Raw genomic sequence first — 18,597 nt, forward strand, 5'->3', positions numbered from 1 at the left:
TTGGCAGGAGCAGCCCAAAACAGAAAATCGAAAGTGTTGACCTGTGTTTCCACCACTTCGATTTTGCCGGCCGATTGCCGCGGTCGCTTTCTTATTCTTGGTTCAGAACGAGGCGCATGGCGCAACGTCGGCTTGCTGGCATTCCGTGTTCGACCTCTCGACGTAGCACTTGGCGAAGCCGCTCTCCTGCTTGCGCATCGTCCAGCATCAGAAACCCCAGCTTGTGGTAGAACGGAGCGTTCCAGATGACATCCCGGAACGTCGTCAGGGTGAGCGCGGCAAGGCGGCGCTCCCTCGCATCCGCGATTGCTTTATCGAGCAAGGCGCGTCCGATACCCGAGCGCTGGCGATCAAGGCGCACGGCAAGTTCCCAGATGTGTAATGTGTCGTCGTGGATCTCCGCGCTAAGGAACGCGACCGGCTGGTCGTCGTGCTCCACCGCAACCCAGCACTTGCCCTTGGCGATGAGTTCACAATGGCGCTCGACGGTCTGGTTGTCGTCATCGGTGATCCAGGCAAGCTCTGCAATTTCACGGTAAGCCTCACCAGCCGACTGTTCGATATCGGGTAGTGCTTCCGCGTCACCTTCTTGCGCCATTCGAATGGTGGTCATGGAGTTGCCGTCGTGGCTTCCAAGGTTCTGCAGAGAATGACGTTGGAGTGTCCCTCGGGCCAATCCGCAAATTCGGCTACACGCACGAAACCCGCTTTTTCATACATTCCTGGCGCCTGGAAGTCATGGCTCTGCACCCAAATCCGCCGAACGCCTCGAATGGCAGCCTCGGCGGCGAAGGCGTTCAACAACTCTCGCGCATAGCCGCGTCCCCGATACGCCTCATCGATCCACATCTGTTTGAGTTCGGATGTGCCCGCCCAGGAATATCCTGTCGCAACGCCGACGATGCGTCCCACCTCGTCGCGGATCACAAAGCCAAGGCCCTGGGCGTCATCGCGCCCTACCGCATCCCGGTTGTAGGCGTAGATCCTGTCTTCGATGGCGTCGATTTCAATCGCCGAAAGATCGTGCTTGGGTTGGGCAAGGGTAGTCATCTCGATCGCTCGATTCCCTTGGGTCGAGGCAAGACCGTCTCAAGCGATAAACGGCCAGGACCGCCGACCGCAAGCGTTGCAAGGCCGGCCAGGTAAAGCAGGATGATCTCGTAGCCGACGGGCCCGAATCGGATTCCTGCCGACGTCACTTCGGCAAACTTCACCGAGAAGAATCCATATTGGGAATGGACCGTGAACAATGCCGTCAAAAGCACGATCGCCATCGGCACGCTGACGAGCGGAATAAATACGCCCGCCAGTACGGCACCGCCGCCGACGAGTTCAACCAGCGTCGTCAGCCATGCCAGCAATTGTGGCTCGGGCACTCCCAGCGTCTGAAGCACGACGCCAAAGCTTTCCGGTCCCCTGCTGAGTTTGGCGTAACCATGGGCCAGAAAGCCAAAGCCCACGATCAACCTTATCGGCAATGGCGCCCATCCGGCGGCAGCGCTGGATGAGGAGAGTGTGGTTCTCCAGACAAGTCTACGGAAATGCATTGCCGGCATACCCTCTTCTTTGTGCGGTGTGCCTGAAGTTGGGCACCACCTGAAAAAGCCCGACATGACGGACCGAGCGACAGTCTGTTATTCGTCCATTGTGACTGCCCGTTACGACCTCACGGCAACGTTACCGCCGCTTGGGGATGGCTCGGCGAGAGCAGAACCGAAATCGCCCGGCCAACCTCACGCGGTAGACCGGGCGTAGCGGTGGAAGCGCGGCCGATCAGGCGGCTTCGGCGGCGCGAACGACGGGAAAGTCGATATCGGTCTCGGCAACATTGTTGATGAGGTTGGTCAGGAAGTTTTCGGCCACGACGGCGACAATCTCGATGACTTGAGCCTCGGTGAAGCCAGCCAGTTTCACGGCGGCAATGTCGGCGTCCTTTACCTTGCCGCGGGTCTCCGCCACCCTGGCCGCGAAACGCACCGCCGCGTCAGCCTTCGCATCGCCCGACGCGCCCTTGCGGTTGAGCGCGATCTCCTCGGCGCTGATCTTTGCCAGGTTGAGGCCGAGATAGGTATGAGCAGACAGGCAGTAATCGCAGCCGTTCACTTGGGCAACGGCCAATGCAATGCGCTCGCGGGTCTTTACGTCCAATGCTCTGGTGAGAGCACCGGACAAGCTGGTCATGCCCGCCAGAGCTGCAGGGCTTATCGAAACGAGGCGGAAGAGGCCGGGAACGACGCCAAGCTGCTTGTTCACGGCGTCGAGAATGGGTTGCGAGGCGACCGGCGCTGCTTCGCGGGTTGGGATGGCGATGCGGGACATTCATATCTCTCCTGTTCGATGATGTCGGTGCGACAGGGAGCTGTCTATTATCTTCCAAATGGCGAGAGTATCGGATACTTATAAGATATAACCTCTCAATATTCGGAAGGTGATGACTCGTGGACCGTCTCGAAGCCATGTCAATTTTGATTGCCGCCGTCGAAACCGGCAGTCTGTCGGCGGCAGGGCGCAAACTCGGAACACCCCTTCCAACCATCAGCCGCAAGGTCGCGGAGTTGGAGGCCTATCTCCACACCCGCTTGCTCGTCCGATCGACACGCCGACTTGTCCTGACCGACAGCGGAGCCGCCTATGTCGCCGCCTGCAAGCGAATCCTGGAGCAGGTGGGCGAGGCGGAGCGAGCCGCATCCGGCGAATACAACGCGCCAAAGGGCGATCTGATCATTACGGCTCCCGTCGTATTCGGACGACTGCATGTGCTACCGGCGATAAATGATTTCCTGTCGTACTTTCCCGACATCAACGTTCGGTTGGTGCTGTCAGACCGCAATGTGAATCTCATCGACGACCATGTCGATATGGCGGTTCGAATTGGCCCTTTGCCAGACAGCAGCATGGTGGCGACGCGGGTAGGATCCGTGCGTCGTGTTGTCTGCGGCAGTCCGGCCTACTTTGCTGACCATGGCGTGCCGACGGCGCCGGCCGATCTTTCCGCGGTCTCTTGCGTCACCTTCGATGTCCTGGCGTCCGCCACATCCTGGAGTTTTGCCACGCCAGGCTCGAATGCTGACCAGACCGTAGCCATCCGCTCACGCCTTTCAGTGAATACCGCGGAAGCCGCGATCGACGCGGCCGTGGCAGGTGTAGGCGTCACCAGGGTTCTCTCCTATCAAGCGGCAAAGGCGATCGAGCAAGGAAAGCTGGTGGCCGTTCTTGAAGAGTTCGAGCCGGAACCCATGCCGGTCAGCCTTCTCCATGCAGGTCAGGGGCTTTTGCCCCTCAAGATGCGATCCTTTCTTGATTTTGTGGCCCCGCGTTTGCGCAAAGCCCTTCTGCCGCCGAAGCATGACGGATGGCCAATCCGTCATTGATGCACAAGGTAATCGCCTTGGGGTGAAAGCTCCGCGTTCGAACCGCGGACGTGGCTGATAAGTCCAGCGTGGCCTTGTTCGACACCATTCTAACGCCTATTAAAGGGTTACAATTGCCATTGCTGAAATGATTGGAAAAGAGCCGAAGATGGGTGTGCAAGTGACCGGCGAGCTGCGGGACGGAATGCCCTTCGTTGGAGGCAGGCTCTGGATCGACTTCGTCAATTCGGCGACCGCAACAATGGGCGATTTCCTCGAAACGCCCGACGGGTGGCGCCGTTGGATTGCGGCCGCGGACTTGCCGCCAGCGGCAACAGGGGAAGTGCCGGACGTCGGACCGGCGCGTGACCTGCGCACGGCCCTGGCGACCCTGTTGGCGCATCTGATCCGGCAAACCAGACCGCCCCAGCAAGCCATCGACGCCGTCAACCGGCATCTGGGAGAGGTTGCGGTCCGCAAGCAACTCCAGATTCGCGACGGCGTGCTGGTCATCGGTGCCGCGACCACGGGTGGCAATGATGTCCTGGCGGCTATCGCGCAGGATTTTGCCGACTTTGCCGCTGATTTCGAACCACATCGCCTGCGTCACTGCAGCGGGCCGGACTGCACGCTGGCTTTCTACGACACCGCCCGCAACGCGACCCGGCGCTGGTGTTCCATGGCCCTGTGTGGCAACCGCCACAAGGTCAAGACGCACCGCGCGAGGAAGCTCGTCTGCGACTAGGCACCCAATCGACTCCCATTGAGCTGTGAGCTGGCTCCGTCAGAGCCATCCGAGAAACAAACGGGCAATCGCGCACCGGGTGCCGCGTCACGGTATCGTGAGGCGTCTCCTTCTGTAACCATTAAAAATACCGTTGACAGGTTTCGATAAGTTCGAAACCATTAAAACGTGAAATTAACGGTTACAAGGTTCGCAACATGTTCCAGACGTCATCTCTCCCGGGCAGTTCCGCCCTTTCCCGCTCCTGGCGCGGCGGCTTGATCGGGGCGCTACTCGCTGCTGTGGCTTCGATTCCATCCGTCTTTGCGGGCCAAGCGGCCAACGTCGAGACACTTTCGAAGACGGTGAAGGTGGATGGGCTCGACATCTTCTATCGCGAGGCCGGGCCAAAGGACGCGCCAGTCGTCTTGCTGCTGCACGGTTTTCCCTCTTCCTCGCACATGTATCGCAACCTGATCCCCAGGCTCGCGGCACACTACCGGGTCATCGCGCCGGACTATCCAGGTTTTGGCTATAGTTCAGCGCCAACACTTGACCATTTCGCCTATACGTTTGGTGCGGTGACCGACATCGTCGACCACTTTACCCAGACTGTCGGAGCTAAGAACTATGTGCTCTTCATGCAGGACTATGGTGGCCCCGTCGGCTTCCGCCTGGCAGTCAAGCATCCGGAGCGTCTGCGTGGCCTGATCATACAGAACGCAGTGGCAAACGTCGAAGGCTGGAACCCTGACGTGGTGAAGCAGCTTTCGCCTTTTTGGGTGGAACGCAACGCAGAGACGGAAAAGCCAATCCGCGACATTCTCACCCCTGACGCCACGAAATTCGAATACACGCACGGCACCACGCGACCGGACAAACTGTCGCCAGATGCTTGGACCGTCGATCAGGCGGGCCTCGACCGGCCGGGCAATGTCGACATCCAACTCCAGTATTTCCACGACTACCAGACCAACGTCGCCCTCTATCCTGAGTGGGGTAAGTTTCTGAAATCGGCACAGCCGCCACTCCTCATCGTCTGGGGCAGGAACGACCCGTATTTCACGCTGAAGGGCGTGGACTATCTCAAGGGGCTGGTCCCGGGTGCAGAGGTCCATCTTTACGACGCCGGCCATTTCGCGCTCGAAACCTATGGTGACGAGATCGCCGCGACCTCGCTTGAGTTCCTGTCGCGATTGCCAAAGATCAATTGATCGACTTCGCAGGGGTACCGTCATGTCCTGTTGGCGGTTCCCGAAATAAGGGGCGCTCCGATGCATTTGTCGGAGCGCCGCGCCCAAAAGCGGAGCCGCGGGCGTCCCGGCCAGCCGGCCCCAGGATGGTTTGACGCATAAGAGCGGGACTGGCGATAGTAGTTCGCGTCTCGAATGGTCGTGAAGTTGCGCCGATCTGATACCGGATTGAAACTCATGGCATAGAGATCGGAGATAACGACCTCGTGCCCCGCCGCTGATGGTGCATCCTGCGCCGCGCGGGTTAGGGCGCCGTTGAAGCTATTGGGCTCCGGGTGGGCATGAACGATGAAAATGCGCACCGTGCTTTCCTACTGGTCGAGATGTTCATTTTCCAGACGCCGAAAAGGTCCGCTCGGCGACATAGTCGAGCGAGAAGACGCCGGCGCCCCGGGTCAGCACGAGCAGCAGCAGCGAGGCCCACAGCAGATGCTCGGCCCAGTTCTCCGGAAAAACGAAGATCTGGATTACCGATACGACACCGAGCAGCATCAGCGCGGCGAGGCGAGAGAAAAGCCCCAGGAAAAGCAGGACCGACCCCGTGATTTCGGCGGTCGTAGCCAGCGGCGCCGCGATCGACGGATCGATGAAGGGCAGATTGTATTCGTTGGCAAACAGCTGCAGCGTCACTGGCCAGGATGCCAGCTTCGTCTGCGCGGACTGCCAGAAGACATGCGATATCGCGATGCGAGCGGCGAACTGGATCAGTGAAAACGGAATGCGTTCGGGTAGCTTGATGACGCGCCTGTAGAGGCCGACAAGGCCTGCCCGGGCGGACGAGGAATATTCTGGTATCGCGGTCATGACTGTCTCCATCAGTTTGAGAGGGGATGCCTCGGGATCCGCACATCCGTAACGAGCCCGTCGCCGAACAGACGCACGAGCGCGGCCAGGAGATCGAACGCCGGATCGAGAGCGAGGGCACGGCCTGTGGCGTGTTCCAGGCCGAGGCCGTGCTTGAGTGAATGCCGGAAGGCGAAATTGGCACGGTCGAGAAGAACCAGACGAACGCTGTCCCCGGCCCGCCACAACGCCACGCGTTGAGGGCGCCTTGTCCAGGCACTGTGCTGGTCGATCGCCGCCTCTTGCTGGTGCGCCGTCCAAACGGACAGGATCGACCAGTGCGAAACGATCAGCCGCAGCGATGGCTGCAGCAGGATATCGGGCGAAGGTCCGAGATTGGTGCTGTCATATTCAGCGAGGATCCGCGGCGGCAGGCAAGCCGCGTCGAGCGCTTCGGCAATGGTCCATTCGAGACGTGCCGTTTCGGCCACGATCGGCATGTCGGAAAGCGTGTCGATCGTCTTCAGGAAGCGCGGGAAGCCGGCGCCATACCGTGCCAGCCGCGACTCCGCCGGCGGATGCCGTCGAATGAACTCGCTGGCCACGAAACGGAAGAATCGTTCGTCGACAAGGCGAACCGTGACGGGGAACACCGCCATCAGCACCGCAGTGAGCGAACTGCGAGTGTTGTTCTGATAGATACGCAGGCGGGCCAAAGGATCGGCCTTGCCGGCGGTCAACATTTTTGCGGCGACCAATGGCTCGATGGCCAGCACCGAGCGCGCCATGCTGGTCTGCAGGAGTTCAAGCGGCAGCATGATATTCTCCCTGTATTGGAGGCAACGCTAATGGCATGGCCGGACCAGCCTTGGCGGCGGCAAATGCCGCAAGCACCGGCATGCCTGTGCCCGCCTCGTTTTCGAAGGAAACCAGTGGGGGCTTCGGCCGGGGCCTGGCTGCCGCCGTTTGTCTCGCGGCCTGCTTGCGGTTGAACATGATCGAAGCTGAGAGCATGTCGGCCCACATCGCTTCGCCGAGCAGCACATCGAGAACCGGAACATCGGTGTCCCATTCGATCAGGGTAGGGCGCGGTCCGAGCCGGCTTATGGCATGCTGGTAGAGCGTCCAGACGACTGGTGGCACGCGTGAGCCATGATCGTCGATGAGCACGGTGTCGGCTCCGACCTGATTGGTGGCATGTCCGGCAAGGTGGATTTCGCCAATGGAATCACCTGGCAACGTGTCGATGAAGGCTTCTGCATCATATTGGAGGTTGTGCGCGGAGACCTGGACATTGTTGACATCCAGCAGCAAGCCACAGCCGGTCCGTTCGACGAGTTCGGCCAGGAATTCTGCCTCGTTCATCGAGGAGTCCGCAAAGGCGATATAGGCGGAGAGATTTTCGATCAGCACACGGCGCTTCAGCGTGTCCTGGACAGTCTCGACATTGCGCGCGACGATCGCCAATGCCTCCTCATCGTAACGCAGCGGCAGCAGATCGTTCAGGTAGGCGCCGTCAGCGACGCTCCAGGCGAGATGCTCCGAAACCAGATCCGGCTGGAAGCGCTCGCAGACTTTGCGCAGCCTTTGGAGATGGTCGTGATCCACGCCTCTTGCACTGCCAAGGGACAGGCCAACGCCGTGAACCGACAGTGGGTAGGTTTCGCGCAGCTTTTCCAACGCATCGACGCCGGCGCCGTCCCCCATGTAGTTCTCGGCATGAACTTCGAGCCAACCTGCGGAAGGCCGCCGCGAGAGCATTTCCTTGATATGCGGCGAGCGAAGACCAATGCCAGCGGTAGCTGGAATCGCGAGGGACTGAAACGCACGGGTCATCGGTCTGCTCCATCTAGCGGTTGGCTCGAAGTCAGGATTGCTCAGGCTTTCGGCTTGTCGCTGCCGCCGGCGATCTTCGCGCAGCTGCCTGCGGGCACGTAGAGCCACGAATCCGGCTGGTTGTCGGCGGTGGAGGTGCCGGCGCATGAATGCGTCGCGGTCTGGCAGTCGTTCTGGCCAGCCTTGACGACGCCGTAGCACTTCTCGAAGGCGAAGTTGGGCTGGGCGGCCGGGCCGCTATAGGCCGCTGTCGCGGCCAGCGAAGTGGCGGCCGCGAGGGCCGATCCGATGAGGGTTCTGGTGTTGATCACGGGCGTGTCTCCTGGTTAGGTTTCGAAGGAAAGACTGACCTTGCGGCCTGTCTGCAAGCAGTGTCCCTGATCAGACGCCCGAGCTGAAATGCTGTCTCGGCATGGATTTGATACGCGGTCACTATGTTGAAGCCCCTCCCAAGCAAAAGCGCTCCGGCGGGGAACCGGAGGGCTTGGCGCCTGCAGTCGTGAGCGTGGCGAAGCAGGCGCGGCTAGGCGGGAGGGAGGCGCCTAGAAGTATCTGTTTTTGCAGTCGGCGGAGGAGCGTTCGTCCAGGCAGAGATGATCGGTCAGAAGCCAGTCCGCTGCCCGTTGCCGCCCTCTGTCGCGCATGTCGGTCAGTTCACCCCAGTCGGTCCAGGGCCTGGTGAACAGCGAAGCGCCGGCCCGGTGCAGGCTGTCGAAGATGGTGTGGATCGGCGTGCACTTGATCGCACGATGACTGGCGGGGAGGCGGCGATCCGCGCACGGCGTCATGAACAATGCGGGCTTGCCGGTGACGGCCAGCCGATGGGCAGCTTCAACCGGCTGGGCCGGAGGCAAAGCCGAAAGGTCGCCGTCGCCCCAATAGGTGTCGCCGTCGATCTCCACGGCCGGGAAGAGGAACGGGATTGTCGCCGCCGCCAGGACCGCTTCGATCGACAATTGATCGCCGGTGAAAATCTTGACAGCATCGGTGCGCGCATTCGAAACAAGGATGCTGAGTTTCACAGGGCAGGTTTTCTTGCGGATCTCCGCAATGTCTATTGACTGTTCCAGTATCGATCTTAGGAGACTGGCTGTATCGGCTGCAAACATTGATGCGTGACTGACACGTCGCCAGAAATTGGCGAGCGCCGTGCGCGCGCCACGCCGCCCACCCAGGGCCATGCCATAGGCCAGAACCGCTGCCTCCATCGCGCCGAACCCGGACGCTGTGATGTTGCCGAAGCTGAGGCCGGGCTCATCCAGCATACGGTCGAGCACGCCCCAAACGAACGCGCCGTGTGCGTCGCTTGCCAGGACAATATCGACGATTTGCCGGTCGTCCATCGCAGGTCTTGCGTCGGCAATGACGGGTCTTTCGGTTTCGATTGCGGTCTGGATCTGCATCTTCTTGGTCTCCATCCCAAAACGCCAGCCAGGCGTTTGATGAAGAGACTGCCGCATCATCCACTGTTGGCGAAATGCCAAGGTGGCATGAACTCCATAGGCAGATTGCATTGGCCGCTATCGCGTGTGCGCCGCAAGGTTTTGCCAGCCAGGTGAACCACGTGGTTGGTCGCTGTGACCAGCCACCATGACTGTCGTCTGGGCAATCCTTCAACAGACAAAGGAACGCACCATGAGAATACGAACCTTGTATCTGGGGGCGATTGCTCTCGGCTTTCTTGTAGGAGGCGCATCCGCCGACCCCCTAAGCAATCTGGCATCTTTCCCGTCGTTCTACGCAGATCCCGGGATGAAAACGATGAAGCCGATGGCCGAGTTCAAGAAGGCCTGGCGTGCCACGCCAAAGAAAGATCGGGCTGCAATGAGGAAGGCGTGCAACGACCCTGCGATGAGCAAGGCATATGCGCCGTTCTGCGCAAACGTGCTGGCGCTCGGTGGCGCCAACTAGCCGCAAGTCCAGGCCACCAGGGGCTGGATGCAGAACCGGCATAAACTCCATACGCAGATGGCATTGGCAACTCCCACACCGATTGCAGCAAAGTCCATCCCGGCAAGGAGGAACCGCAAAGTTTTAAATTGCTGCCGATAATTACTGCAGTCGTCGATGGGACGATTGCTCAACTCCAGAGAAGGATCATACCATGAATATCAAAGCTATCTGCCTCGGCGCCTTTGCACTTTCCGTTCTCGGCGGCGTTGCGTTCGCCGGCGCGCTGGACGAGCCGTCCAACATGCAGCCATTCTTCACAGACGCCAGCATGAAGACGATGAAGCCCAAGGCTGAATTCAAGGCCGCCTGGGACGCGATGGCGAAGGACAAGCAGGGCGCAATGATGAAGGAATGCCAGGATGCGGCGATGAGCAAGCCGCACGCCGAATTCTGCGCCAATCTGCAGGCGCTCGGCGGCGCCAACTAAACCGCCCCGTCGCCCCGGACAACACCGGCAGAAACGTGATGGCGAGCAGCTTGCTCGCCATCATGTCCTTGGCGACGTCCCAGTGCCACGCTGCACACAATGTCCACAATGCGCGATCCTCGTGACCATGACGGACCGCTATCGACTTTATAGCCGCTGTGCATTGGCGCCGAGACAAGCGTTGCGGCAGGCTCCGAAGCAACGAAAAGCCTCGGACTTTGGGACAAATCGGCATGGACATTCATCACATCCGCTACTTCCTTGCCGTGTGCGAGACGCGCAACTTCACGCGCGCTGGCGAAAAGTGCAATGTCACCCAACCGGCACTGTCGCGCGCCATCCAGCAACTCGAGGACGAGGTTGGCGGCCTGCTGTTTCGTCGTGAACGAAACCTGACGCATCTGACCGACTTGGGCGTGCTGCTGCGACCGCGTTTCCAACAGATACTAGAAGAGCTGACCGGTGTGCGACAGGAAGCGTCGAGGTTCTTGTGCCTGGAAAACGCCAACCTCAAAGTTGGCGTCATGTGCACCATTGGTCCGCGCCGCTTTACGGGCCTGCTGGCCGACTTCAACCGACGTCAGCAGGGTATCCAGCTTCAACTGGTCGAGGGTGTGCCGGCGTCGCTGTCCCAACTGCTTGAATCAGGGGAAATCGACGTCGCCATCATGGCGTCGAGCAACAGCTTTCCAGACCGGTTCGATGTGACCCCGCTTTATCGCGAACGCTTTGTCCTGGCCTTTCCGAACGGCCATCGGCTGGCTCGCAACGACAATGTCGCCATCTCCGAACTCGACGGTGAAAACTATCTCAGGCGGCTCAACTGTGAGTATCGCGATCACCTCGCCGGACTGTGCACCGACCGCGGCGTGAAGCTCAGGATCTCCTACGCCAGCGAACGGGAAGACTGGATCCAGAACATGGTTTCAGGCGGATTGGGAATCTGCTTCATCCCGGAATTCAGCGCCGTGATCCCGGGCTTGCAGGTCCGGCCCGTCATCGATCCCGAAGTCTGGCGGGAAGTGTCCCTGGTCGTCGTCGCGGGGCGCAGGTTCTCGCCAGCGGCATCGGCCTTCGTCAACAGCGTCAAGGCGCATGGCTGGCCGGAAAGCGCCATCCCTCAAGCGATCCGCAGGACCGCGGCCTGAAGCAAAATCGAAGAAAATCCGGTGCCGCGAGACATATAGTGTCACGCGCCCTCGCACAGCTGCAGTGATCCACGATAGTTTTCAGGTATCGATTTGAGAGCCAGTCAGCATTTCTCTTTTCCTGCTGCTCCGATCACTCTCCTTCCCATGCCCCGCCTCCCGCGTTTGGGCACCGACAAAGGAGAAATACAAGATGGCTACCAAGAAACTCAACCTCGCGTTTGCAGTCGGGCTGCTGGCCGCAACTGCCGCATTTTCGGCTGCTCCGGCCTTCGCAGGCGACTGCCCTGCCGGTCAGGCGGCAACGACCGACATCCAGGAACACCCCAGCAAGCCGGTTGGCGTTGTCGACACGGTTCTCTCCGCGATCGATCTGAGCAGCAAGGGCGAAGCGTGGAAAGGCAACATGCTGCGTCTTCGCAAGCTCGTCGTTCAGCCCGGCGGTGTCGTGCCGTGGCATGAACACAACGTTCGCCCGGCCAATATCCTGATCGTCGAAGGATCGATCACCGAATATCGCAGCACCTGCAAGGTCGGCATCGAGCATCCGGCAGGCGACGTCACCGCCGAGTTCGGCCAGCTCGCCCATTGGTGGAAGAACAACGGCAAGGTGCCTGCGGTGCTCTATTCGGCCGACGTCCTACCGCCGGCAATGCACGACGACCACATGATGTAGCCCGCGCTTCGCGGTGAGCAGTCCAGCATCAGAAACTGAAAGTGCGTCCTCAGGCGATCGCCTGGGGACGTGTGACACGGAACCCTGTCATGACGACCAGTGATCACACTGAACCGAAGCGGCTCCGCATGGTTGCCGCAGACAGCTGGCGCTTCGGCCTGATTGCCCTGATCGCCTTTCTCACACTTGTCGATCTGTTCGCCACCCAGGCCATCCTGCCTTCGCTGGTGATCAAATTCGGCGTGAGCCGCGCGACAATGGGCTTTGCCGTCAACGCCAGCACCTTCGGCATGGCGGTGGCGGGGATCGCGGTTGCGCTCTTTGGCAGAAACCTCGATCGCCGCAATGGCATCTGGATCAGCCTTGCGGTGCTGGCGATCCCGACGACGCTCTTATCGCAGACCGACAATATCTCGGTCTTCGCCTTGCTGCGTGTTGCCCAAGGCTTGTGCATGTCGACGGCATTCACGCTGACGATGGCCTACCTCGCCGAGCATTTTTCCACGCGGCAGACGACGAGCGCGCTTGCGGCCTATGTGACAGGCAATGTCGCCAGCAATTTTTTCGGGCGGCTTATGTCGGCAGCCGTCGCCGATACGTTCGGCATCTCCACCAACTTCCTGACCTTCGCCGCCCTCAATCTGATTGGTGCTGCTCTTGTCTGGTTCACGCTGCAGAAGACATCCGCAATGATGCGCGTCGATGCGGTAGGCGAGTCTGCCCGTGCGGCCTGGAAGGGCCCGCTGGCTAACGCCGAGCTGCGCGCCTGTTTCGCGATAGGCTTCCTGATCCTTTTCGTCTTCATCGGCACTTTCACCTATGTGAACTTCCAGCTCGTCGCCACTCCGCTATCACTGTCGCCGATGGCGCTGGGGCTGGTGTATTTCGTGTTCTTGCCTTCCATGCTGACCACGCCGCTCGCTGGGCGCGTCGCTACGGGCCTCGGCCCAAGGATAGGCATTGGCGCAACGCTTGCGTTCGCGATCCTTGGTTTGCTTTTGCTGCTCACCACCCGCCTTCCCATTGTTCTCGGCGGGATGGCCCTGGTCGCCATTGGCACCTTCTTGGCGCAGGCGATAGCGACAGGGCACGTCAGCCGAACTGCCTCGCGAGACCGCGCCGCCGCAAGCGGCATCTACCTTGCGTCCTATTATGCGGGCGGGCTCGCCGGCAGCTTCGTCATCGGACAGGTCTACGACCGGATCGGCTGGACCGCCTGTGTGGCAGTGCTCGTGGCGATCCTCGCCGGCGCGATCGTGATCGCCCGTGTGCTGCAAACTCCAAAGGCATGAGACCTAACGACCGAGAATTTAACTATCCAACAAAGGAGACTGAGATGACCAACACCCTGAAAACATTGATCGCCAGCGGTGCCATATTGATGGCGATCGTTTTCCCAGCCGTCGCTTCGGACGGTGTCGTCACTGTGAAGAGCGACTATTCCGTCGCCGAAACCGTCGCCCGCATCAAGAAGGATGTTCTGAAGAAAGGCATCAAGTTCTTTGGCGTCATCGACCAGGCAAAGCTTGGTAAGGATGCAGGCAACGATGTCAGGCCGTCGCGGCTGGTGATGTTTGGCAATCCGGCACTGGGCACGACCTTCATCACGTCAAATCCGGAAGCCGGGCTTGATTGGCCGGTGCGTGTGCTGGTCTACCAGACCGCGGATGGTGCGGTTTTTGCCGCCTATAGCGATTTCGACTGGATCGCCAAACGGCATGGAATTACCGACCGCGAGGCGCAGTTCAAGATGGCGACCGAAGTCATCCAATCCGTCACCTCGACGATCAAAAAGAACTGAGCACGAATGATGTGTGCGACGCCGGTCACTTGTCACGGCAAGCCTACTCGGCGGCGGACAAGGCCTTCGCACGCTCGCCGAACCACCTTTTCTGCGTAGCTTCGCGCACCAGCGCACCAACCGCTGGCGAATGCCTGCGGCCGCGCACGGTGACGAGATTGACCTCGCGCCAGAACTCCGGGTCGGTGATCGGCAAGGCCACCACTCCTGGATGCTTGGCGGTATGCTCGGGCATGAAACCGAAACCAAGTCCGGCAGCGATCATCGCGAGCGTCCAATCGTCCCGATCGCTCCAGTAAACAGGGCTGACGGTGACGCCCTGCTCGGAAAGAATGGCATCGGCATAGCCGGCAAATTCACAGTTGTTGCGATGGATGTAGCTTTCATTGCTCATGTCCTTCACTCGCACACTGCGCTGGTTGGCGAGGCGGTGTGTCAGATGGACGGCCATCACCATCTGCTCGCGAAAGAGCGGCAGGGAATGGACCTCTTCGTCGGGCACGTTCGACGGCAATGCGTAGATGGCGGCCTCGAGATCACCCTCGAGCAGTCGCCGCCGCAAACTCGGCGCGTCGGCGTCACAAAGATGAAGCTCCACGCCCGGGTGATGGGCGCGGACGGACGAGATGAGCTCGTCCGGAGCTATGGTGCTCATGATGCCGACCCTGAGCGGGGTCTTCTTCATATGCACATACTGCTCGGCTATCTGCTTTGCCTGGCGAGAGTTCTCGAAAACACCCTCGAGATAGGTTTCGACCATGCGGCCGAGTTCCGTGAGGTGGGTGAAGCGTCGCTCACGATGAAAAAGCGCACCGCCAAATTCGTCCTCGAGCAGCTTGATGGCGCGTGAAAGCGCAGGCTGCGTGACGTTGCACTCCTCCGCCGCCCGGGTGAAAGTCAATTCCTTTGCGACGGCCAAGAAATATCTGACCTGGCTGATTTCCACTGCACGCTCCCCCAGCGGGCATGCATACGGCACAACCCGTGTTGCGGCGTGATCTTACTGGTTGCCCCAACGTCAAACAAGCCAGGGCGGCCGGTTCGAAGGTGTCGCCGGCCCCGAACCGATGAATCTGACCGTCGGCTATCGAATCCATGTCTCAACGGCATTTCCGCTGCTTCGAGCCGCTCGCCATACTTGGCCAGAACTCGCGACCTGGGCGCGAAGCCCGTCGCTCGCAGCCGTTTGTCGGCCATTCCGGCCACGCTCCAACCGAAGGAAACAACGATGCTCAGAGGAAAGACGGCACTCATCACAGGATCGACCAGTGGCATCGGTCAAGGCATCGCCGAAGCATTCGCGGCCGAGGGTTGCAACATCGTCCTGAACGGTTTCGGCGATGCCGATGAGATTGAGCTCCTGCGCGCGAAGCTTGCCGCCGACCATGGAGTCACTGTTCGCTACGACGATGCGGACATGAGCAAGGGCGGCGCGATCACCGCGATGATGGACAAGGCTATTGCCGAGTTCGGCGCTGTCGACATCCTCGTCAACAATGCAGGCATTCAGCATGTCGCGCCGATCGACGATTTCCCGATCGAGAAATGGGAGGCGGTCGTGGCGATCGATCTGATGTCGTCGTTCTACACGACCCGGCGCGCCCTGCAGGCGATGAAAGCGCGCAAATGGGGTCGCATCATCAACGTCGCCTCGGCCCACGCCCTTGTCGCCTCGCCATACAAATCCGCCTACGTCGCCGCCAAGCACGGGGTTGCCGGCTTGACTAAGACAGTCGCGCTGGAGGTTGCCGAGCAGGGCATCACCGTCAATGCGGTTTGTCCCGGATATGTGCTGACCCCGCTTGTCGAGAAGCAGATACCTGACACGGCCAAGGCCCGTGGAATCACCGAACAGCAGGTGATCAAGGATGTGCTCCTGGCTGCCCAGCCGACCAAGCAGTTCGTGACAGTTGCCCAGGTTGCGGCGCTCTGCCTGTTCCTGGCTTCAGACGATGCGGCATCGATCACCGGCGCCATCATGCCGATCGAAGGCGGCTGGACAGCCCATTGAATCCGCCAACGAGGAGCCAAAGGCTATGAACAAGATCACCCGAAATCCCTCAGCTTCGGACCCTGTGCCAGAGATCGGCCATCAGGCTGATGGTTTGGTCCATCGCCAGACCGTATTGGTGCTGCAAGGTGGTGGCGCCCTCGGAGCCTACCAGGCAGGTGTCTACCAGGCGCTCGTCGAAGGTGGGATTGAACCGGATTGGGTCATCGGCACGTCGATCGGCGCCATCAACGCCGCGCTGATCGCGGGAAACGAGCCGAAGGATCGGTTGCCGAGGCTTCAGAAATTCTGGGACGGCGTCAGCCGGAGCAGTCCCCTAGACGAGTTCTTCCGGATGATGGTTCCAAGCAACATCTTTGCCAACATGGGCACGGTGATGCGCGGCATACCCGGCTTCTTTGAGCCGAACCCAAGTGCCATGTTTGGGGTGAACCGCGAAGTGGGTGTCGAGAACGCCTCCTACTACACCACCGATCCTCTCAAGAGGATGCTGAATGAGCTGATCGACTTCGACTATCTCAACCGGCGCCATACGCGGCTGACGGTCGGGGCGGTCAACGTCAACACCAGCGAACTGAAATACTTCGACACCCGTGAGATGACGCTGTCAGCGGCGCATATCATGGCATCAGGCGCCTTGCCGCCGGCGTTTCCGGCGGTCTGTATCGATGGCGAGCCTTATTGGGATGGCGGCATCTACTCGAACACGCCGATCGAGGTCGTGCTTGACGCGCGTCCGCGGCGCGACGCGCTGATCTTTGCCGTGAACATGTGGCAGCCCCGCGCCACCGAGCCGAAATCAATCTGGCAGGTCATGGGGCGGCAGAAGGACCTTCAATACGCCAGCCGGGGCCGGAGCCACGTGGCGCGGCAGGAGCAACTGCATCGTCTGCGCCACGTCGTGCGCGAAATGGGAAGGCTGGTTCCCGAGGAGCGGCGCGAGGATCCGATGTTCAAGGAACTGGCGTCCTATGGCTGTCCCTCGGTCATGCACCTTGTTCGGCTGCTTTCACCACGCCTCGACGGCGAGGACCACACCAAGGACATCGACTTCACCCGCTCAGGCATCCGCACACGCTGGCAGGCGGGATACGAGCATGGGCAGCGCGTCCTCGCGGAGAAGCCCTGGGAATGCGACGTCGACATGCTGCAGGGCATCGTCATCCACGAATCGCAAGAGTGAATTGTTCGAGCGCGGCGAGGCCGAGCAAACAGACGGAGACTACCGATGCAGATCATCACTCCGGGGATGCGGCTGGTTCCAGAAGCCGTGCTCGCCAACGACGCCGCGCTTTTCCGCACGATACCCGAGACACCAGCCCATGCGGACAGCTCGCTTCATCGCGTGATCATTGTCGGTGGCGGCGCGGGCGGACTGGAATTGGCAACGCGCCTTGGTCGCAAGTTCGGCAAACGGCGACTTTCCGTCACGCTTGTCGACCGCAATCGCACCCACATCTGGAAGCCGCTTCTGCACGAGGTGGCATCCGGCGCCCTGAGCGCGTCGATCGATTCGGTGGAATACATCGCTCATGCCAGCCGGCACCACTATCGATATCGCATCGGTGAAGTTGTCGGTATTGATCGCTCCAGGCGCCAGGTCTTTGTCGCACCCAGCTTCGACGACGATGGCAGGCAGATCATACCGCCGCGTGTGCTGGGCTATGACACGCTGGTGCTGGCCGTCGGCAGCGTCAGCAACGACTTCGGCACTCCAGGGGCGGCTCGCCACGCGATCGCGCTCGATACGGCCGAACAGGCCGCCCGCTTCAACAAGCGCATGATGGACGCATGCCTGCGCGCCAATGCGCAATACGAGCAACTATCGCCAGGCCAACTCCATTGTGTCATCGTTGGCGCGGGCGCCACCGGCGTCGAACTGGCTGCGGAACTGCACAAGTCGATGCGGGAGATCGCATCGCACAACCTCGACAACATCGATTTCGAAAGGCTGATCCGCATCACCCTCATCGAGGCCGGGCCGCGCATCTTGCCGGCTCTGCCGGAACACCTCGCACGCGCTTCAGCGCGTCTGCTTGTTGATCTGGGCGTCCAGATACGGTGCGGGATCAGGGTCACCGAAGTGACCGAGGAAGGCATCAGGCTTGGTGAGAAATTGTTTGTGCCTGCCGAGCTCGTTGTCTGGTCCGCTGGGATCAAGGCCCCGGATTTCCTGAAAAAGCTTGATGGCCTCGAAACGGACCGCATCAACCGCCTGGTCGTGGATGAGACACTGCAAGCCAGAGGGGACGAAAACGTGTTTGCGATCGCCGACTGCGCAAGCTGTGTTCTGCCCGGCTATGACAACCCATTGCCACCGCGCGCCCAGACGGCTCACCAGCAGGCTGATCACCTCGTCAAGGTGGTAGCAGCGCGTCTCGTGGGACGGGCCGCACCGGCTTTCCGTTACCGCGACTACGGATCTCTTGTTTCACTCGCCGATTACGGCTCGTTTGGCAGCCTGATCGGCGGTCTGAAGATCGAAGGTCTGCTCGCCCGGCTGATGTATCGCTCTCTCTACAAGTTGCATCTCAAGGCGGTGCACGGCCTGGTGAAAACCGCCCTGGACTCGATTGGCGAGATGGTCGCGAGGCGAACCAGGCCTCGGATCAAGCTTCATTGAACATGTGCAGGT

Annotated in this window: 23 protein-coding genes; 12 read left to right on the top strand and 11 right to left on the bottom strand. The window is 60.5% G+C overall.

Annotation, left to right across the window (positions count from 1 at the left end; all coding sequences use genetic code 11):
- Window positions 1-91: 91 nt before the first annotated feature.
- The 4 genes from BLS48_RS17945 to BLS48_RS17960 all read right to left on the bottom strand — a co-directional run bounded on the left by BLS48_RS17945 (window position 92) and on the right by BLS48_RS17960 (window position 2,319).
- Window positions 92-613: a GNAT family N-acetyltransferase gene (locus BLS48_RS17945; protein WP_091579947.1), complete on the bottom strand. Its 522-nt coding sequence runs from the start codon at window positions 611-613 to the stop codon at window positions 92-94.
- The gene (locus BLS48_RS17950; RefSeq protein ID WP_244529656.1) at window positions 610-1,050 is read right to left on the bottom strand and encodes a GNAT family N-acetyltransferase; all 441 of its coding nucleotides are present in this window, start codon (window positions 1,048-1,050) and stop codon (window positions 610-612) included. Before BLS48_RS17950 ends, BLS48_RS17945 begins: the two co-directional genes overlap by 4 nt.
- Window positions 1,047-1,478 carry a DoxX family protein gene (locus BLS48_RS17955; RefSeq protein ID WP_244529661.1) on the bottom strand — a complete coding sequence of 144 codons (432 nt, stop codon included), beginning with the start codon at window positions 1,476-1,478 and terminating at the stop codon, window positions 1,047-1,049. Before BLS48_RS17955 ends, BLS48_RS17950 begins: the two co-directional genes overlap by 4 nt.
- Before the next feature lie 295 nt (window positions 1,479-1,773).
- Complete coding sequence (locus tag BLS48_RS17960) at window positions 1,774-2,319, bottom strand: carboxymuconolactone decarboxylase family protein (RefSeq protein ID WP_091579950.1); 546 nt, start codon at window positions 2,317-2,319, stop codon at window positions 1,774-1,776.
- 119 nt (window positions 2,320-2,438) lie between these two features.
- Here BLS48_RS17960 and BLS48_RS17965 point away from each other — a divergent pair, with 119 nt between their 5' ends.
- The 3 genes from BLS48_RS17965 to BLS48_RS17975 all read left to right on the top strand — a co-directional run bounded on the left by BLS48_RS17965 (window position 2,439) and on the right by BLS48_RS17975 (window position 5,288).
- Window positions 2,439-3,371, top strand: coding sequence for a LysR family transcriptional regulator (locus BLS48_RS17965; RefSeq protein WP_091579952.1), 933 nt, complete (start codon window positions 2,439-2,441; stop codon window positions 3,369-3,371).
- A 160-nt stretch (window positions 3,372-3,531) separates the two neighbouring features.
- A complete protein-coding gene (locus BLS48_RS35960; protein WP_208604633.1) occupies window positions 3,532-4,095 on the top strand; it encodes a CGNR zinc finger domain-containing protein in 564 nt (187 codons plus the stop codon).
- A 281-nt stretch (window positions 4,096-4,376) separates the two neighbouring features.
- The gene (locus BLS48_RS17975; protein WP_244529668.1) at window positions 4,377-5,288 is read left to right on the top strand and encodes an alpha/beta fold hydrolase; all 912 of its coding nucleotides are present in this window, start codon (window positions 4,377-4,379) and stop codon (window positions 5,286-5,288) included.
- A 20-nt stretch (window positions 5,289-5,308) separates the two neighbouring features.
- On the opposite strand, the gene BLS48_RS17980 is transcribed toward BLS48_RS17975, so the two are convergent.
- The 6 genes from BLS48_RS17980 to BLS48_RS18005 form a co-directional block, all read right to left on the bottom strand.
- Window positions 5,309-5,629 (bottom strand): NAD(P)H-dependent oxidoreductase, encoded by a 321-nt coding sequence (locus BLS48_RS17980; protein WP_091579959.1) that lies wholly within the window; start codon window positions 5,627-5,629, stop codon window positions 5,309-5,311.
- A 25-nt stretch (window positions 5,630-5,654) separates the two neighbouring features.
- Window positions 5,655-6,131 carry a DoxX family protein gene (locus BLS48_RS17985; RefSeq protein WP_091580098.1) on the bottom strand — a complete coding sequence of 159 codons (477 nt, stop codon included), beginning with the start codon at window positions 6,129-6,131 and terminating at the stop codon, window positions 5,655-5,657.
- Window positions 6,132-6,142: 11 nt separating this feature from the next.
- Window positions 6,143-6,928 (bottom strand): HvfC/BufC N-terminal domain-containing protein, encoded by a 786-nt coding sequence (locus BLS48_RS17990; protein WP_091579961.1) that lies wholly within the window; start codon window positions 6,926-6,928, stop codon window positions 6,143-6,145.
- Window positions 6,915-7,946 carry an MNIO family bufferin maturase gene (bufB, locus tag BLS48_RS17995; RefSeq protein WP_091579964.1) on the bottom strand — a complete coding sequence of 344 codons (1,032 nt, stop codon included), beginning with the start codon at window positions 7,944-7,946 and terminating at the stop codon, window positions 6,915-6,917. Before bufB ends, BLS48_RS17990 begins: the two co-directional genes overlap by 14 nt.
- Before the next feature lie 41 nt (window positions 7,947-7,987).
- Window positions 7,988-8,257, bottom strand: a complete 270-nt coding sequence (locus BLS48_RS18000; protein WP_091579966.1) for a BufA1 family periplasmic bufferin-type metallophore — start codon at window positions 8,255-8,257, stop codon at window positions 7,988-7,990.
- A 231-nt stretch (window positions 8,258-8,488) separates the two neighbouring features.
- A complete protein-coding gene (locus BLS48_RS18005) occupies window positions 8,489-9,460 on the bottom strand; it encodes a patatin-like phospholipase family protein (RefSeq protein WP_143019443.1) in 972 nt (323 codons plus the stop codon).
- Between the two features lie 121 nt (window positions 9,461-9,581).
- Between BLS48_RS18005 and BLS48_RS18010 the strand changes: the two genes are divergently transcribed.
- The 6 genes from BLS48_RS18010 (at window position 9,582) to BLS48_RS18035 (ending at window position 13,951) form a co-directional block, all read left to right on the top strand.
- Window positions 9,582-9,857: a hypothetical protein gene (locus BLS48_RS18010; protein WP_091579971.1), complete on the top strand. Its 276-nt coding sequence runs from the start codon at window positions 9,582-9,584 to the stop codon at window positions 9,855-9,857.
- Window positions 9,858-10,050: 193 nt separating this feature from the next.
- The gene (locus tag BLS48_RS18015) at window positions 10,051-10,326 is read left to right on the top strand and encodes a hypothetical protein (protein WP_091579974.1); all 276 of its coding nucleotides are present in this window, start codon (window positions 10,051-10,053) and stop codon (window positions 10,324-10,326) included.
- A 233-nt stretch (window positions 10,327-10,559) separates the two neighbouring features.
- Window positions 10,560-11,474: a LysR family transcriptional regulator gene (locus BLS48_RS18020; protein WP_091579977.1), complete on the top strand. Its 915-nt coding sequence runs from the start codon at window positions 10,560-10,562 to the stop codon at window positions 11,472-11,474.
- A 193-nt stretch (window positions 11,475-11,667) separates the two neighbouring features.
- Window positions 11,668-12,150 carry a cupin domain-containing protein gene (locus BLS48_RS18025; RefSeq protein WP_091579978.1) on the top strand — a complete coding sequence of 161 codons (483 nt, stop codon included), beginning with the start codon at window positions 11,668-11,670 and terminating at the stop codon, window positions 12,148-12,150.
- An 89-nt stretch (window positions 12,151-12,239) separates the two neighbouring features.
- Entirely contained in the window at window positions 12,240-13,442 is a 1,203-nt protein-coding gene (locus tag BLS48_RS18030; protein ID WP_091579981.1) for an MFS transporter, read from the top strand.
- A 44-nt stretch (window positions 13,443-13,486) separates the two neighbouring features.
- Window positions 13,487-13,951 (top strand): DUF302 domain-containing protein, encoded by a 465-nt coding sequence (locus BLS48_RS18035; RefSeq protein WP_091579983.1) that lies wholly within the window; start codon window positions 13,487-13,489, stop codon window positions 13,949-13,951.
- 43 nt (window positions 13,952-13,994) lie between these two features.
- Here BLS48_RS18035 and BLS48_RS18040 read toward each other — a convergent pair whose 3' ends face one another.
- Window positions 13,995-14,930 (bottom strand): LysR family transcriptional regulator, encoded by a 936-nt coding sequence (locus BLS48_RS18040; protein WP_342028516.1) that lies wholly within the window; start codon window positions 14,928-14,930, stop codon window positions 13,995-13,997.
- Window positions 14,931-15,179: 249 nt separating this feature from the next.
- Between BLS48_RS18040 and BLS48_RS18045 the strand changes: the two genes are divergently transcribed.
- From BLS48_RS18045 to BLS48_RS18055, 3 genes are read left to right on the top strand one after another with little or no spacing between them, the layout of a single operon-like run.
- On the top strand, window positions 15,180-15,962 hold the full coding sequence (locus BLS48_RS18045; protein ID WP_091580101.1) for a 3-hydroxybutyrate dehydrogenase: 783 nt from the start codon (window positions 15,180-15,182) through the stop codon (window positions 15,960-15,962).
- Window positions 15,963-15,987: 25 nt separating this feature from the next.
- A complete protein-coding gene (locus BLS48_RS18050) occupies window positions 15,988-17,145 on the top strand; it encodes a patatin-like phospholipase family protein (protein ID WP_091579989.1) in 1,158 nt (385 codons plus the stop codon).
- Window positions 17,146-17,190: 45 nt separating this feature from the next.
- Entirely contained in the window at window positions 17,191-18,585 is a 1,395-nt protein-coding gene (locus BLS48_RS18055; protein ID WP_091579991.1) for an NAD(P)/FAD-dependent oxidoreductase, read from the top strand.
- Window positions 18,586-18,597 lie beyond the last annotated feature (12 nt).

It is taken from the genome of Mesorhizobium qingshengii (assembly GCF_900103325.1).
GTDB lineage: Bacteria > Pseudomonadota > Alphaproteobacteria > Rhizobiales > Rhizobiaceae > Mesorhizobium > Mesorhizobium qingshengii.